15 protein-coding genes are annotated in these 14,627 nt (G+C 54.4%); 12 read left to right on the plus strand and 3 right to left on the minus strand.

Annotation, left to right across the window (positions count from 1 at the left end; translation table 11 throughout):
* Positions 1-166: 166 nt before the first annotated feature.
* The gene (bolA, locus tag F0319_RS01475; protein ID WP_021241655.1) at positions 167-484 is read right to left on the minus strand and encodes a transcriptional regulator BolA; all 318 of its coding nucleotides are present in this window, start codon (positions 482-484) and stop codon (positions 167-169) included.
* Positions 485-789: 305 nt separating this feature from the next.
* On the opposite strand from bolA, the gene F0319_RS01480 reads away from it, so the two are divergent.
* The 8 genes from F0319_RS01480 to F0319_RS01515 all read left to right on the plus strand — a co-directional run bounded on the left by F0319_RS01480 (position 790) and on the right by F0319_RS01515 (position 9,664).
* Positions 790-1,368: a lipoprotein gene (locus F0319_RS01480; RefSeq protein WP_023310568.1), complete on the plus strand. Its 579-nt coding sequence runs from the start codon at positions 790-792 to the stop codon at positions 1,366-1,368.
* A gap of 46 nt (positions 1,369-1,414) precedes the next feature.
* Positions 1,415-2,890, plus strand: a complete 1,476-nt coding sequence (gene ampG, locus F0319_RS01485; protein ID WP_149366116.1) for a muropeptide MFS transporter AmpG — start codon at positions 1,415-1,417, stop codon at positions 2,888-2,890.
* A gap of 477 nt (positions 2,891-3,367) precedes the next feature.
* Positions 3,368-4,315: a cytochrome o ubiquinol oxidase subunit II gene (gene cyoA / locus F0319_RS01490; protein ID WP_014882770.1), complete on the plus strand. Its 948-nt coding sequence runs from the start codon at positions 3,368-3,370 to the stop codon at positions 4,313-4,315.
* Positions 4,316-4,331: 16 nt separating this feature from the next.
* The gene (gene cyoB / locus F0319_RS01495) at positions 4,332-6,323 is read left to right on the plus strand and encodes a cytochrome o ubiquinol oxidase subunit I (protein ID WP_014168864.1); all 1,992 of its coding nucleotides are present in this window, start codon (positions 4,332-4,334) and stop codon (positions 6,321-6,323) included.
* On the plus strand, positions 6,313-6,927 hold the full coding sequence (locus F0319_RS01500; RefSeq protein ID WP_008503324.1) for a cytochrome o ubiquinol oxidase subunit III: 615 nt from the start codon (positions 6,313-6,315) through the stop codon (positions 6,925-6,927). Before cyoB ends, F0319_RS01500 begins: the two co-directional genes overlap by 11 nt.
* The gene (locus F0319_RS01505; RefSeq protein ID WP_006176899.1) at positions 6,927-7,253 is read left to right on the plus strand and encodes a cytochrome o ubiquinol oxidase subunit IV; all 327 of its coding nucleotides are present in this window, start codon (positions 6,927-6,929) and stop codon (positions 7,251-7,253) included. The genes F0319_RS01500 and F0319_RS01505 overlap by 1 nt, the downstream gene beginning before the upstream one ends.
* Positions 7,254-7,264: 11 nt before the next feature.
* A complete protein-coding gene (gene cyoE, locus F0319_RS01510; RefSeq protein WP_013095848.1) occupies positions 7,265-8,152 on the plus strand; it encodes a heme o synthase in 888 nt (295 codons plus the stop codon).
* A gap of 150 nt (positions 8,153-8,302) precedes the next feature.
* Positions 8,303-9,664 (plus strand): MFS transporter, encoded by a 1,362-nt coding sequence (locus F0319_RS01515; RefSeq protein ID WP_115874347.1) that lies wholly within the window; start codon positions 8,303-8,305, stop codon positions 9,662-9,664.
* A 31-nt stretch (positions 9,665-9,695) separates the two neighbouring features.
* On the opposite strand, the gene F0319_RS01520 is transcribed toward F0319_RS01515, so the two are convergent.
* On the minus strand, positions 9,696-10,187 hold the full coding sequence (locus tag F0319_RS01520; protein ID WP_023334701.1) for a YajQ family cyclic di-GMP-binding protein: 492 nt from the start codon (positions 10,185-10,187) through the stop codon (positions 9,696-9,698).
* A gap of 121 nt (positions 10,188-10,308) precedes the next feature.
* Between F0319_RS01520 and panE the strand changes: the two genes are divergently transcribed.
* Positions 10,309-11,220: a 2-dehydropantoate 2-reductase gene (panE, locus tag F0319_RS01525; RefSeq protein WP_149366117.1), complete on the plus strand. Its 912-nt coding sequence runs from the start codon at positions 10,309-10,311 to the stop codon at positions 11,218-11,220.
* Entirely contained in the window at positions 11,183-11,773 is a 591-nt protein-coding gene (gene yajL, locus F0319_RS01530; protein ID WP_149366118.1) for a protein deglycase YajL, read from the plus strand. Before panE ends, yajL begins: the two co-directional genes overlap by 38 nt.
* Before the next feature lie 69 nt (positions 11,774-11,842).
* On the opposite strand, the gene thiI is transcribed toward yajL, so the two are convergent.
* Positions 11,843-13,291, minus strand: a complete 1,449-nt coding sequence (gene thiI, locus F0319_RS01535; RefSeq protein WP_111963420.1) for a tRNA uracil 4-sulfurtransferase ThiI — start codon at positions 13,289-13,291, stop codon at positions 11,843-11,845.
* A gap of 191 nt (positions 13,292-13,482) precedes the next feature.
* Here thiI and xseB point away from each other — a divergent pair, with 191 nt between their 5' ends.
* Entirely contained in the window at positions 13,483-13,725 is a 243-nt protein-coding gene (xseB, locus tag F0319_RS01540) for an exodeoxyribonuclease VII small subunit (RefSeq protein WP_008503331.1), read from the plus strand.
* On the plus strand, positions 13,726-14,625 hold the full coding sequence (ispA, locus tag F0319_RS01545; RefSeq protein ID WP_149366119.1) for a (2E,6E)-farnesyl diphosphate synthase: 900 nt from the start codon (positions 13,726-13,728) through the stop codon (positions 14,623-14,625).
* Positions 14,626-14,627: the final 2 nt, after the last annotated feature.

Consider the following 14,627-nt stretch of genomic DNA (forward strand, 5'->3'; position numbering starts at 1 on the left):
GTTGGGGCATGTTGCTGCGGCTTTTTTCACACTTTAAGGCTATTTTTAGCCTTAAAATCGCACCATCCGCTCAAAACTCAGACAAAACAAAACGGCCCGGAGGCCGTTTTGAGGAAATCTCTAAGCAACATACTGGAAAAGCTCCAGCCGTTGCAAATCCGATTTATCAGGCGATAGTGCCTGCACCGCGACAAGGTGGCGATGCGAAAACCGTATCCTGCAGACCTTCCCATTCCTTAATGGTGTAGGTATGCAGTGCCAGCGCATGCACGGTCGTGGAGAGTTCTTCCGTCAAGGTGCTGTAGATCAAGCGGTGTCGATTCAGGAAACGTTCTCCCGTGAAGCGATCGCTAACCAGAACCACTTTAAAGTGGCTTTCAGAACCTGCCGGCACGTTATGACGATAGCTTTCGTCGACGACTTCGAGGAACACAGGGTTGAACGCTGCCCTTAATTTATCTTCTATATGCTCACGTATCATCATGAAATTACTCCTCCGACAACGCCAGGATGTCACCCATCCCTTTAAATGTTAGCCGCTTTTACCGTTTCCATTACACCTTGACAACAAATATTTAGCTTTCGTCTGATTTTCTCATTCAAACGAATGAAGTTCACTGTGAGACTCATACGTTTTGTCATACACGGTTTGGGAAAAACGGTGAACTGGTCAGTTTTCGGACAAGGCGATGAATTTACATGCGTTGACCACTTCCCCTCGCCGTTGGCGATGTTATGATGACGACAATTTTTCTCTTTATATGCTTACGATTCGTTGAGAACCCGAAAATGTTAAAAAAACTCTTCTTTCCGTTGGTAGCCCTTTTTATGCTGGCAGGCTGCGCTACCCCGCCTACCACTATTGATGTCTCACCAAAAATCACCCTGCCTCAGCAGGACCCAAGCCTGATGGGCGTCACCGTGAGCATTAACGGCGCCGATCAGCGTCAGGATCAGGCGCTGGCTAAAGTGACCCGCGATAACCAGCAGGTTACCCTCACCGCGTCCCGTGACCTGCGCTTCCTGCTGCAGGAAGTGCTGGAGAAACAGATGACCGCTCGCGGGTATATGATTGGCCCAAGCGGCGCGGTCGATCTGCAGATCATCGTGAACAACCTGTACGCTGACGTGTCTCAGGGCAACGTGCGCTACAACATCGCGACCAAAGCGGATATCGCCATCATTGCCACCGCGAAGAATGGCAACAAGATGACCAAAAACTACCGCGCCAGCTATTCTGTTGAAGGTGCGTTCCAGGCCTCCAACCAGAACATTGCTAACGCCGTTAACAGCGTGCTGACCGATACCATCGCCGATATGGCGCAGGACACCAGCATTCACGACTTCATCAAGCAGAACGCGCGTTAATCCCGCTCGCTGGCCCGGTGTATCACCGGGTCAGTTTTATAAGAACATGTCCAGCCATTACTTACGCATTTTCCAGCAACCGAAATCAGCGATTCTGCTGATCCTCGGCTTTGCCTCGGGTTTACCCCTCGCGCTCACTTCCGGCACGCTTCAGGCGTGGATGACGGTTGAAAACATCGATCTTAAAACCATTGGGTTCTTCTCGCTTGTCGGCCAGGCCTATGTCTTTAAGTTCCTGTGGTCTCCGGTCATGGATCGCTACACGCCGCCTTTCCTCGGGCGTCGGCGCGGCTGGTTAGTGATGACGCAGATTCTGCTGCTGCTGGCTATTGCGGGTATGGGCCTTCTTGAACCCACCACCCAGCTTCGCTGGATGGCCGCACTTGCGGTAGTGATTGCTTTCTGTTCCGCCTCTCAGGATATCGTGTTCGACGCCTGGAAGACGGACGTGTTACCTGCGGAAGAGCGCGGTGCTGGTGCAGCAATCAGCGTGCTGGGCTATCGCCTCGGGATGCTGGTTTCCGGCGGGCTGGCGCTGTGGCTCGCCGACAGGTACCTCGGCTGGCAGGGTATGTACTGGCTGATGGCCGCCCTGCTTGTCCCCTGCATTATCGCGACGCTGTTCGCGCCCGAACCGAGTGACGTTATTCCGGTACCCCGCTCGCTGGAGCAGGCCGTCGCCGAACCGCTGCGTGACTTTTTTGGCCGCAACAACGCCTGGCTGATCCTGTTGCTTATCGTCCTTTATAAGCTGGGTGATGCTTTCGCCATGAGCCTGACCACCACCTTCCTGATCCGCGGCGTCGGTTTTGACGCCGGTGAAGTAGGCGTGGTGAATAAAACGCTTGGGCTGTTTGCGACCATCGTCGGCGCGCTTTATGGCGGCGTGCTGATGCAGCGTCTGACCCTGTTTCGCGCGCTGCTAATTTTCGGCATCCTTCAGGGTGCCTCTAACGCAGGCTACTGGCTGCTGTCGATTACCGACAAACATACGATCAGCATGGCCACAACGGTATTCTTCGAAAACCTCTGCGGCGGCATGGGCACTGCGGCGTTTGTCGCCCTGCTGATGACCCTGTGCAATAAGTCGTTTTCAGCCACCCAGTTCGCTCTGCTCTCGGCGCTCTCAGCCGTTGGCCGGGTGTACGTTGGCCCGATTGCCGGCTGGTTCGTGGAAGCCCATGGCTGGCCAACATTTTATCTCTTCTCGGTCGTAGCTGCCGTGCCGGGAATTTTATTGCTGCTGGTCTGCCGTCAGACGCTGGAATATACCCAGCGAACAGAACACTTTATGCCGCGCACCGAATATCACCGCGCCTACCGTTTTGCGTTACGTCTGTTAATGGCGGGCTGCATTGCTCTGGCGCTCTGGCTCGTGGTGCTTATTATCAATGCCAGCACCTCTCTGGAACTCCCTTTCGAAGCCCTTCTGCTGGACGCAGGCGCCCTGCTGGCTATCGCCGGGATCCTGATCGGAGGTCTGCTTGATTTCATGGCGTTGCGTAAAACGCAGATGACCTGAAGAAAAATGCGAAAGGTTATTTCCCGTTGTAATCACTAACCGAAATTATAACGACGAAATAGCCGCCAGGCGCAAAAAAAATATTTGTTGTTTTGTGCGGGATAGGATTTGGAAATTATTGGCTCCTATTCCAAAACGCTATTTTTCATTAAACGATTCAGCATACGAGAGTTTGATTATTCGTTTTTTATATGTCTTTTTATTGATAATTAATTGTTAATTTTTTGTTTATTTTCAACAATGGTTATACCAATTGCCCCTTTTAGGGTATGCTTGGGGGTCCTTTCGTTATAAAGCCCATGCCGTGCGGCTTCGGTCATAAAAACCGACATAATTTGCAACACTTGTGACACGTGCGGCAGAACCCGGTAACACCTTCCTGACACAGGCCTAATGATGTTTACAGTAATGTAACCTTCCCGTAAAATGCCCGCACACTTTAAACGCCACCAGACTCCGTGGAATTGAGGTCGTTAAATGAGACTCGGGAAATACAATAAAAGTTTGGGATGGTTGTCATTATTCGCGGGCACTGTATTACTCAGTGGCTGTGATTCTGCACTACTAGACCCCAAAGGACAGATTGGACTGGAACAACGTTCACTGATATTGACGGCTTTTGGCCTGATGTTGATTGTGGTTATTCCTGCCATTTTGATGGCTGTTGGTTTCGCCTGGAAGTATCGTGCGAGCAATAAAGATGCGAAGTATAGCCCTAACTGGTCACACTCCAATAAAGTGGAAGCTGTGGTCTGGACGGTACCTATTCTGATCATCCTGTTCCTTGCCGTGCTGACCTGGAAAACCACTCACGCACTTGAGCCAAGCAAACCGCTGGTTCACGATGAGAAACCTATTACCATTGAAGTGGTCTCCATGGACTGGAAATGGTTCTTCATCTATCCAGAGCAGGGTATTGCTACCGTGAATGAAATCGCCTTCCCGGCGAACACTCCGGTTCAGTTCAAAGTGACCTCCAACTCCGTAATGAACTCCTTCTTCATCCCACGTCTGGGTAGCCAGATTTACGCGATGGCCGGTATGCAGACCAACCTGCATCTGATCGCGAATGAAGCAGGCACCTATGATGGTATCTCCGCCAGCTATAGCGGCCCGGGCTTCTCAGGTATGAAGTTCAAAGCTATTGCGACGCCAGACCGTGCCGCTTTCGACCAGTGGGTTGAAAAAGCGAAGCAGTCTCCAAACACCATGTCTGACATGGCGGCGTTCGAAAAAGTGGCTGCACCAAGCGAATACAACAAGGTGGAGTACTTCTCTAATGTGAAACCTGATTTGTTCAAAGATGTTATTGGCAAATTTATGGATCACGGCAAGAGCATGGACATGACCCAGCCAGAAGGCGAGCACAGCGCGCACGAAGGTATGGAAGGCATGGACATGAGCCACGCGGAAACCGCTCACTAAGGGGCCGAGGAAGAAAATGTTCGGAAAATTGACACTGGATGCAGTGCCCTACCATGAACCGATTATCGTGGTTACGGTGGCTGCAATTATCATTGGTGGCGCGGCCTTACTGGCCCTGATCACTTACTTCGGTAAGTGGAGCTACCTGTGGAACGAGTGGCTGACTTCGGTTGACCACAAAAAACTCGGTATCATGTACTGCATCGTCGGTATCGTCATGTTAATTCGTGGCTTTGCGGATGCGATCATGATGCGTAGCCAGCAGGCACTCGCTTCTGCGGGTGAAGCCGGCTTCCTGCCACCGCACCACTACGATCAGATCTTTACCGCCCACGGCGTTATCATGATCTTCTTCGTGGCGATGCCGCTGGTTATCGGTCTGATGAACGTTGTCGTTCCGCTGCAAATCGGCGCGCGCGACGTGGCGTTCCCGTTCCTGAACAACCTGAGCTTCTGGTTCACGGTTGTCGGCGTTATCCTGGTTAACCTGTCACTGGGTGTGGGCGAATTCGCGCAGACCGGTTGGCTGGCTTACCCACCGCTGTCAGGAATTGAGTACAGTCCGGGCGTTGGCGTCGACTACTGGATTTGGGCGCTTCAGCTCTCCGGTGTCGGTACTACCCTGACCGGTATCAACTTCTTCGTGACCATTATCAAGATGCGTGCCCCTGGCATGACCATGTTCAAGATGCCGGTATTTACCTGGGCATCTCTGTGCGCCAACATCCTGATTATTGCCTCCTTCCCAATTCTGACCGTCACCATCGCGCTGCTGACCCTGGATCGCTATCTGGGCACCCATTTCTTCACGAATGATATGGGTGGCAACATGATGATGTACATCAACCTGATTTGGGCCTGGGGTCACCCGGAAGTGTACATTCTGGTTCTGCCTGTGTTCGGTGTGTTCTCCGAAATCGCGGCAACCTTCTCGCGTAAACGTCTGTTTGGTTACACCTCTCTGGTGTGGGCAACCGTGTGTATTACCGTTCTGTCGTTCATCGTTTGGCTGCACCACTTCTTCACCATGGGTGCGGGCGCGAACGTAAACGCCTTCTTCGGTATCACCACCATGATTATCGCCATCCCTACCGGGGTGAAGATCTTCAACTGGCTGTTCACCATGTACCAGGGCCGTATCGTGTTCCACTCAGCGATGCTGTGGACCATCGGCTTCATCGTAACCTTCTCCGTAGGTGGGATGACCGGCGTACTGCTGGCGGTACCGGGCGCTGACTTCGTTCTGCATAACAGCCTGTTCCTGATTGCGCACTTCCATAACGTTATCATCGGTGGCGTGGTCTTCGGCTGCTTCGCTGGCGTAACCTACTGGTGGCCAAAAGCGTTCGGCTTCACGCTGAACGAAAAATGGGGTAAACGCGCGTTCTGGTTCTGGATCATCGGCTTCTTCGTAGCATTTATGCCGCTGTACGTGCTGGGCTTCATGGGTATGACCCGTCGCCTGAGCCAGCAGATCGATCCGCAGTTCCACCCAATGCTGATGGTTGCAGCGGGCGGTGCCGTGCTGATTGCCTGTGGTATCGCGTCTCAGCTGATTCAGTTCTACGTGTCTATTCGCGACCGCGATCAGAACCGTGACCTGACCGGTGACCCATGGGGTGGCCGTACGCTGGAGTGGGCGACCTCTTCTCCACCTCCTTTCTATAACTTCGCCATTGTGCCGCAGGTTCATGAACGTGACGCATTCTGGGAAATGAAAGAGAAAGGTGAAGCGTACAAGCAACCTGCTCATTACGAAGAGATCCACATGCCGAAAAACAGCGGTGCGGGCATCGTGATTGCCGCCTTCGCAACGGTATTTGGTTTCGCAATGATCTGGCACATCTGGTGGATGGCGATTGTTGGCTTCGCCGGCATCGTAATCAGCTGGATTGTGAAGAGCTTTGACGAGGACGTGGACTACTACGTACCAGTCCGTGAAGTTGAGAAGCTGGAAAATCAGCATTTCGACGAGATTTCTAAAGCGGGGCTGAAAAATGGCAACTGATACTCTGGCGCACTCAACTGCCCACGCGCATGAGCATGCGCACCACGATACAGGACCGACCAAAGTCTTCGGTTTCTGGATCTACCTGATGAGCGACTGCATTCTGTTCTGCTGTCTGTTCGCAACCTATGCCGTTCTGGTGAACGGCACAGCGGGCGGCCCGACCGGCAAGGACATCTTTGAACTGCCGTTCGTTCTGGTTGAAACCGCACTGCTGTTATTCAGCTCCATCACCTACGGCATGGCGGCTATCGCCATGTACAAAAACAACAAGAGCCAGGTTGTTTCCTGGCTGGCGTTGACCTGGTTGTTTGGTGCTGGATTTATCGGGATGGAAATCTATGAATTCCATCACCTGATCATGGAAGGCTTCGGCCCGGATCGCAGTGGCTTCCTGTCCGCGTTCTTCGCGCTGGTCGGCACTCACGGTCTGCACGTGACCTCCGGTCTGATCTGGATGGCAGTCCTGATGTTCCAGATCTCCCGTCGCGGCCTGACCAGTACTAACCGTACCCGTATCCTGTGCCTGAGCCTGTTCTGGCACTTCCTGGACGTGGTGTGGATCTGTGTGTTCTCTGTTGTCTATCTGATGGGGGCGATGTAATGAGTCATTCTAACGATCATGGCGCTTCCCACGGCAGCGTAAAAACCTACATGACAGGTTTCATCCTGTCGATCATCCTGACGGTGATCCCGTTCTGGATGGTGATGAGCGGTTCTGCGTCTAAGCCGGTTATCCTGGGTGCAATCCTGGTAACCGCGGTGATTCAGATTCTGGTGCATCTGGTTTGCTTCCTGCACATGAACACCAAGTCCGATGAAGGCTGGAATATGACCGCCTTTATCTTTACCGTGATTATCATCGCTATCCTGGTAGTCGGTTCCATCTGGATTATGTGGAACCTCAACTACAACATGATGGTTCACTAAGAGCGGCGAGTATGTTTAAGCAATACCTGCAAGTAACGAAACCAGGCATCATCTTTGGCAACCTGATCTCCGTGATCGGAGGGTTCCTGCTGGCCTCTAAGGGCAGCATTGATTACACCCTCTTTATCTACACGCTGGTCGGTGTGTCACTGGTTGTTGCGTCCGGTTGTGTATTTAACAACTACATCGACATGGATATCGACAAGAAGATGGAAAGGACCAAAAATCGGGTGCTGGTGAAAGGCCTGATCGCCCCTTCCGTCTCGCTGGTGTACGCCACCTTGCTGGGTATTGCTGGCTTTATGCTGCTGTGGTTTGGTGCTAACCCACTGGCCTGCTGGCTGGGGGTGATGGGGTTCGTGGTATATGTGGGCGTCTACAGCCTGTATATGAAGCGCCACTCCGTCTACGGCACGCTGATTGGTTCTCTCTCCGGCGCTGCGCCGCCGGTGATTGGCTACTGTGCGGTCACGAACGAGTTCGACAGCGGTGCGCTGATCCTGCTGGCTATCTTTAGCCTGTGGCAGATGCCGCACTCCTATGCCATCGCGATTTTCCGCTTTAAGGATTATCAGGCAGCGAACATCCCGGTTCTGCCGGTCGTGAAGGGCATTTCGGTTGCCAAGAACCACATCACGCTGTACATCATCGCCTTTGCCGTGGCAACGCTGATGCTCTCTCTGGGTGGTTACGCTGGATATAAATATCTGGCGGTAGCGGCTGCGGTGAGCGTCTGGTGGCTCGGTATGGCGCTGCGCGGTTACAAAGTGGAAGATGACAAAGTCTGGGCGCGCAAACTGTTTGTGTTCTCGATTGTGGCCATCACCTCGCTGTCCGTGATGATGTCCGTAGACTTCATGGTGCCGGATTCACATAACCTGCTGACTTACGTCTGGTAAGCCAAAACAGGTCAATAAAGGGGGTGCTTCGGCACCCTTTTTTATTCGCTGAATCTACTAATAACGCATGTAATATTTGTTAAATAACCCTTTATTTACCCCGCCCCTTCCCCGCACTACACTATGGCCTGCTTTTGAACTGAGGTGGTAATGAACGATTATAAAATGACGCCAGGCGAGCTACGCGCGACCTGGGGCTTAGGGACTGTCTTCTCGCTACGGATGCTTGGCATGTTTATGGTCCTGCCTGTTCTGACCACGTACGGTATGGCGCTGCAGGGGGCCAGCGAGGCGCTGATTGGACTCGCAATCGGCATCTACGGCCTGGCGCAGGCGGTTTTCCAGATCCCGTTTGGCCTGCTCTCTGACCGGGTGGGCCGCAAACCGCTTATTGTCGGCGGGCTGCTGGTCTTTGTGCTCGGAAGCGTCATTGCCGCCCTCTCCCACTCCATCTGGGGGATTATTCTTGGCCGCGCCCTGCAGGGCTCCGGCGCGATTGCCGCCGCGGTGATGGCGCTGCTGTCCGACTTAACCCGCGAGCAAAACCGCACCAAAGCAATGGCGTTCATCGGCGTGAGCTTTGGCGTAACGTTTGCGATTGCGATGGTGCTTGGCCCCATCATTACGCACACGTTGGGTCTGCACGCCCTGTTCTGGATGATTGCCGTGCTGGCAACCATTGGTATTGCGTTAACCCTGTGGGTCGTGCCGGACAGCAAAAACCACGTCCTCAACCGTGAATCCGGGATGGTAAAAGGCTGCTTCAGCAAAGTGATTGTCGAGCCGCGCCTTCTGAAGCTGAACTTTGGCATTATGTGTCTGCACATCCTGCTGATGTCGACCTTTGTCGCCCTGCCCGGCCAGCTTGCGGCAGCGGGTTTCCCGGCGGCTGAGCACTGGAAAATCTATCTGGTCACGATGCTGATTTCGTTTGTCTCCGTCGTGCCGTTCATCATCTACGCCGAAGTGAAGCGCAAAATGAAGCGCGTCTTCGTGGGCTGCGTGGCGGTCCTGCTGATTGCCGAAATCGTGCTCTGGGGTGCCGGTCCGCACTTCTGGGAGCTGATTGCCGGCGTGCAGCTGTTCTTCCTGGCCTTTAACCTGATGGAAGCGCTGCTGCCGTCGCTTATCAGCAAAGAGTCGCCCGCCGGTTACAAAGGTACGGCAATGGGTATTTACTCCACCAGCCAGTTTCTCGGCGTGGCGATCGGCGGCTCGCTCGGCGGCTGGGTGGACGGCCTGTTTGATTCACAAACCGTATTTCTCGCCGGTGCGCTGTTAGCGACAGTCTGGCTGCTGGTCGCCAGCACCATGAAAGAGCCGCGCTACGTGAGCAGCCTTCGGATAGAAATCCCGGATGATGTGGAAATCAGCGATGCGCTTAAGCAGCGTCTGGAAGAAAAAGAGGGCGTGACGGACGTGCTCATTGTCCCGGAAGAGCGCAGCGCTTACGTCAAGATAGACAGTAAAATGACTAACCGCTTCGAAGTCGAGCAGGCGCTCAAGGCGTGATAAAAAGCCCGGTTTAACCGGGCTTTTTATATTAATCGCGGAAGTTTTTAAACTGGAACGGTTGTCCCAAATCGCCGCCGCGCACCAGCGCCATTACGGACTGGAGATCGTCGCGGGACTTACCGGTCACGCGAATTTCTTCACCCTGGATCTGCGCCTGCACCTTCAGCTTGCTGTCTTTTATGAGCTTAACGATTTTCTTCTGCACCGCACTCTCAATACCCTGCTTCAGCTTGGCTTCTACAAACCAGTTCTTACCGCTATGCACGAACTCTTCCGGCACATCGAGAGACGTCCCTTCGATGCCGCGCTTTAACAGCTTGGCGCGCAGAATATCGAGCAGCTGATTCACCTGGAAATCAGACTCGCTCAGCACCTTAATGGTCTTATTTGCATCGTTCAGCTCAAACGACGCCTCAACGCCACGAAAATCGAAACGTGACTCAACTTCGCGGGTTGCGTTCTCAACGCCGTTGCGAACTTCCTGGATATCAACTTCGGAAACAATATCGAAAGATGGCATCTTTTCTTCTCCCTTCACTTTTGTTGCGTTGCATAATACCCGCTACGAGGCATAACTCAACAGAAGCTTAGCTGTATAATTAAGCTGTAACACCTGGCGCAGTTGCAGGTGAGGAGGAACAATGAAAATTACGGTGCTCGGATGCGGAGCGCTTGGTCAGCTGTGGCTGACCGCGCTGTGCAAGCACGGACATGAGGTTCAGGGCTGGCTGCGAGTGCCCCAACCCTACTGCAGTGTAAACCTGATTGGTGAAGATGGAAGCATCTTTAACGAATCTCTCACCGCCAACGATCCTGATTTCCTGGCGCAAAGCGACCTTTTACTGGTGACGCTCAAGGCCTGGCAGGTCTCAGACGCGGTAAAGACACTGGCCGCGCAGCTCCCCCCCACTTCGCCCATACTGCTGCTGCATAACGGCATGGGTACCCTTGATGAGCTGAAAAGCGTCCCGCAGCCCCTGCTGATGGCGACAACCACGCACGCAGCCCGTCGCGACGGCAACATCATTGTGCATGTCGCCAGCGGCGTGACGCACATGGGTCCTGCCAGACCACAGGATGGCGACTACAGCTATCTTGCCGATGTTCTGCAAAAGGTCTTGCCGGACGTCGCTTGGCACAACAACATCCGTCCTCAGCTGTGGCGTAAGCTTGCGGTAAACTGCGTGATCAATCCGCTGACGGCGCTGTGGAACTGCCCGAACGGGGAGCTGAAAAATCATCCGCAGGACGTTGCCATTTTGTGTGCGGAAGTCGCGGCGGTCGTTGAGCGGGAAGGGCTGCATACCTCGGCAGACGATTTGCGCTGCTATGTCGAGCAGGTCATTGAGAGTACAGCAGAAAACATCTCCTCAATGCTGCAGGATGTTCGGGCATTACGCCACACGGAGATCGACTACATCACGGGATATTTGCTAAAACGCGCCCGCGCGCACGGCATCGCCATGCCGGAAAACGCCCGTCTGTATGACCTGGTTAAACGTAAGGAGAGTGAATATGAGCGCGTCAGCACTGATCTGCCTCGCCCCTGGTAGCGAAGAGATGGAAGCGGTCACCACCATTGATTTGATGGTGCGCGGCGGCATTAAGGTCACCACCGCCAGCGTCGCCAGCGACGGCAATCTTGCAATCACCTGTTCACGCGGGGTGAAAATCCTGGCAGACGCGCCGCTTGTTCAGGTGGCAGACGGAGATTACGACATCATCGTGCTGCCCGGCGGCTTAAAAGGCGCGGAATGTTTTCGCGACAGCCCGCTGCTGGTCGAGACCGTGCGTCAGTTCCATCTATCAGGCCGTATCGTCGCGGCTATCTGCGCCGCCGCGGGAACGGTTCTGGTTCCGCACGATATCTTCCCCGTCGGCAATATGACCGGCTTCCCGGGGCTGAAGGATACGATCCCGGAAGAACATTGGGTGGACAAACGCGTCGTCTGGGACCCGCGCGTAAACCTGCTGACCAGCCAGGGGCCAGGCACTGCGATTGATTTTGGCTTAAAGATTATTGACCTGCTGATCGGGCGCGAGAAGGCCTACGAAGTGGCATCATCGCTGGTGATGCCGGCGGGGATTTATAATTATTACGAATAGATGTTTTCTCCCTCTCCCCGTGGGAGAGGGCCGGGGTGAGGGCATCTGGCCGCACTCCCCGGTAATAAACTACGGGCGATACACCTTCACATTCGCAAAGCCCTGCTCGCGCAGATACAGCGCCTGCAGGCGACTCATCACCCCGCGCTCACACCACAGCAGATACGTTTTGCTCTGGTCGAGATCGCCAAACTTGGTGCTCAGCTTGTAGAACGGCAGAGAAACCACTTCGACGCCTTCCACCTGTAGCGGCTTGTCATCCTGCTCGTCAATGGAGCGAATATCCAGAATCGCATCGTTCGCGCCGAAACCGCTCACGGTCTCCACTTCAACCACTTCCTGCTCGGTCTGCTGGGCAATCTCGCGGATATCAATGTTGGACGCTTCTTCCACCACTTTATCCAGAATGCTGAAATCGAAGTTCTCTTCTTCCGCTTCGATCTTCGCCTTCACCGCTTTCACCGTTGGGCTTTTAGAGATCACGCCGCAATATTCCGGCATGGTGCGGGCAAAATCTTCGGTGCCGATTTCGCGCGCCAGATCGATGATGTGCTCTTTGTCATGGGAGATGAGCGGGCGCAGGATCAGCGTATCAGATACGTTGTCGATCAGACGCAGGTTGGTCAGCGTCTGGCTGGAGACCTGGCCCAGCGCTTCGCCGGTGACCAGCGCCTGTACGCCGTAGCGTTCAGCCACTTTGGACGCCGCACGCACCATCATGCGCTTAAGGATGACGCCCATCTGACCATCGTCCACTTTCTCGAGGATTTCGCCGACCACAGGTTCGAAGTTGATTGCCACGAAACGCACGCGGTGGGAGCTGCCGAAGCGGTTCCACAGGTAATGCGCCACCTGACGAACGCCGATTTCGTGCGCCGCGCCGCCCAGGTTGAAGAAGCAGTAGTGCACACGGCAGCCGCGACGCATCAACATATAGCTGGAGACGCCGGAGTCGAAGCCGCCAGAGATCAGGGATAATACGTCTTCCTGGGTGCCGATAGGGAAGCCGCCGATACCTTCATAGCGCCCTTTCACCAGCAGCAGGCGATCGTTTTCGATCTCCAGGTTCACCGTCACGTCCGGGTTGGTCAGACGTACGCGCGCCGTTTCAACGTGCTGGTTTAAACCGCCGCCGACATAACGTTCCACTTCAATGGAGCTGAATTCGTGCTTACCGCGACGCTTGACGCGCACGCAGAAGGTTTTGCCTTCGATCTGGTCACGGTACTGCACCAGCGCTTTCTCGAAGATGTCGTGCATATCGCTGAACGGCACATCTTCCACTTCCAGGATATGGTGGATCCCCGGAATACGGGTCAGCGCGTCGCGAATATCCTGACGTTTGTTTTCGTCTTTCGCACGGACCTCAACGTGGTCCCAGTGGCGCACCACGGCGAGGGTTTCGTCGTAGTGCTTTAATACGTTACGAATGTTCCCGGTGAGAATTTTAATAAAGCGCAAACGCACAGATTGGCTTTTGATGGTGATTTCAGGGAACAATTTAATGATAAACTTCATGGCGGCAATGTTTCTTAGGCAAGCGTATTAAGGCTTGTAATGGAAAAGAGTACAGCAGCCCACACCCGTGGCTGCATCCAGGCGCGCAAGTATACCACCATCGCGCCGCTCCTGTGCACATTGCGCGTTATTTGCTTATCCGCCCGAGTCCGTTACCATGTCGGGGCGAAGAATATAAGAGTCAATTCACTATGCCGAAGAAGAACGACGCACCGGCCAGTTTTGAAACTGCGCTGAGTGAACTGGAGCAAATTGTTACCCGTCTTGAGAGCGGCGATCTCCCGCTGGAAGAGGCGCTCAACGAATTCGAGCGTGGCGTGCAGCTGGCGCGCCAGGGGCAGGTCAAGCTGCAGCAGGCCGAGCAGCGCGTGCAGATCCTGCTTTCCGACAGCGAAGACGCGAAAACCACGCCTTTCACACCGGACGCCGAGTAAATGGATTTTGCCAACGAGCTTCAGGCGCGTGTCGTACGCGCCAACGACGCCCTGCGCCGTTTTATTGCGCCACAGCCTTTTCAGAACACTCCACTGGTTGAAGCCATGCACTATGGCGCACTCTTGGGTGGAAAGCGCCTGCGCCCGTTCCTGGTGTATGCCACCGGCAATATGTTTGGCATCAGCGATAACACGCTGGACGCTCCGGCAGCCGCCGTTGAGTGCATCCATGCCTACTCGCTGATCCACGACGATCTCCCGGCCATGGACGACGACGATTTGCGTCGGGGTAAACCCACCTGCCATATCAAGTTTGGCGAGGCGAATGCCATCCTGGCGGGTGATGCCCTGCAGACGCTGGCGTTCTCGATTCTGAGCGACGCGCCAATGTCGGAAGTGGCTGACCGCGACCGTCTGGCGATGATCTCCGAGCTGGCAATGGCCAGCGGCGTGGCCGGCATGTGCGGCGGACAGGCGCTGGATCTTGAAGCGGAAGGACGTCAGGTTAATCTGGAACAGCTGGAGCGTATTCACCGCCATAAAACCGGGGCACTGATTCGTTCCGCCGTTCGCCTGGGCGCGCTGAGCGCGGGTGAACAAGGGCGCAAAGCCCTGCCGATTCTGGACAGATACGCAGAAAGTATCGGTCTGGCATTCCAGGTTCAGGATGACATTCTGGATGTGGTGGGCGATACTGCAACATTGGGTAAACGTCAGGGTGCGGACCAGCAGCTTGGCAAAAGTACCTACCCCGCCCTGCTGGGCCTTGAGCAAGCCCAACGTAAAGCCCGGGATCTGATTGACGATGCCCGCCAGTCGCTGAATCAGCTGGCTGCGCAATCGCTGGATACCTCGGCACTGGAAGCGCTAGCGGACTATATAATCCAGCGTGATAAATAAAC

This window comes from Enterobacter vonholyi (assembly GCF_008364555.1).
Taxonomy (GTDB): Bacteria; Pseudomonadota; Gammaproteobacteria; order Enterobacterales; family Enterobacteriaceae; genus Enterobacter; species Enterobacter vonholyi.

Bases quoted from the DNA above. Each gene is read 5' to 3' on its own strand.
- F0319_RS01515 (WP_115874347.1), top strand. From the start codon at position 8,303: ATGAACGATTATAAAATGACGCCAGGCGAGCTACGCGCGACCTGGGGC.
- cyoE (WP_013095848.1), top strand. From the start codon at position 7,265: ATGTTTAAGCAATACCTGCAAGTAACGAAACCAGGCATCATCTTTGGC.
- F0319_RS01505 (WP_006176899.1), top strand. From the start codon at position 6,927: ATGAGTCATTCTAACGATCATGGCGCTTCCCACGGCAGCGTAAAAACC.
- ampG (WP_149366116.1), top strand. From the start codon at position 1,415: ATGTCCAGCCATTACTTACGCATTTTCCAGCAACCGAAATCAGCGATT.
- thiI (WP_111963420.1), bottom strand. From the start codon at position 13,291: ATGAAGTTTATCATTAAATTGTTCCCTGAAATCACCATCAAAAGCCAA.
- F0319_RS01480 (WP_023310568.1), top strand. From the start codon at position 790: ATGTTAAAAAAACTCTTCTTTCCGTTGGTAGCCCTTTTTATGCTGGCA.
- xseB (WP_008503331.1), top strand. From the start codon at position 13,483: ATGCCGAAGAAGAACGACGCACCGGCCAGTTTTGAAACTGCGCTGAGT.
- F0319_RS01500 (WP_008503324.1), top strand. From the start codon at position 6,313: ATGGCAACTGATACTCTGGCGCACTCAACTGCCCACGCGCATGAGCAT.
- bolA (WP_021241655.1), bottom strand. From the start codon at position 484: ATGATGATACGTGAGCATATAGAAGATAAATTAAGGGCAGCGTTCAAC.
- cyoA (WP_014882770.1), top strand. From the start codon at position 3,368: ATGAGACTCGGGAAATACAATAAAAGTTTGGGATGGTTGTCATTATTC.
- panE (WP_149366117.1), top strand. From the start codon at position 10,309: ATGAAAATTACGGTGCTCGGATGCGGAGCGCTTGGTCAGCTGTGGCTG.
- cyoB (WP_014168864.1), top strand. From the start codon at position 4,332: ATGTTCGGAAAATTGACACTGGATGCAGTGCCCTACCATGAACCGATT.
- yajL (WP_149366118.1), top strand. From the start codon at position 11,183: ATGAGCGCGTCAGCACTGATCTGCCTCGCCCCTGGTAGCGAAGAGATG.
- ispA (WP_149366119.1), top strand. From the start codon at position 13,726: ATGGATTTTGCCAACGAGCTTCAGGCGCGTGTCGTACGCGCCAACGAC.
- F0319_RS01520 (WP_023334701.1), bottom strand. From the start codon at position 10,187: ATGCCATCTTTCGATATTGTTTCCGAAGTTGATATCCAGGAAGTTCGC.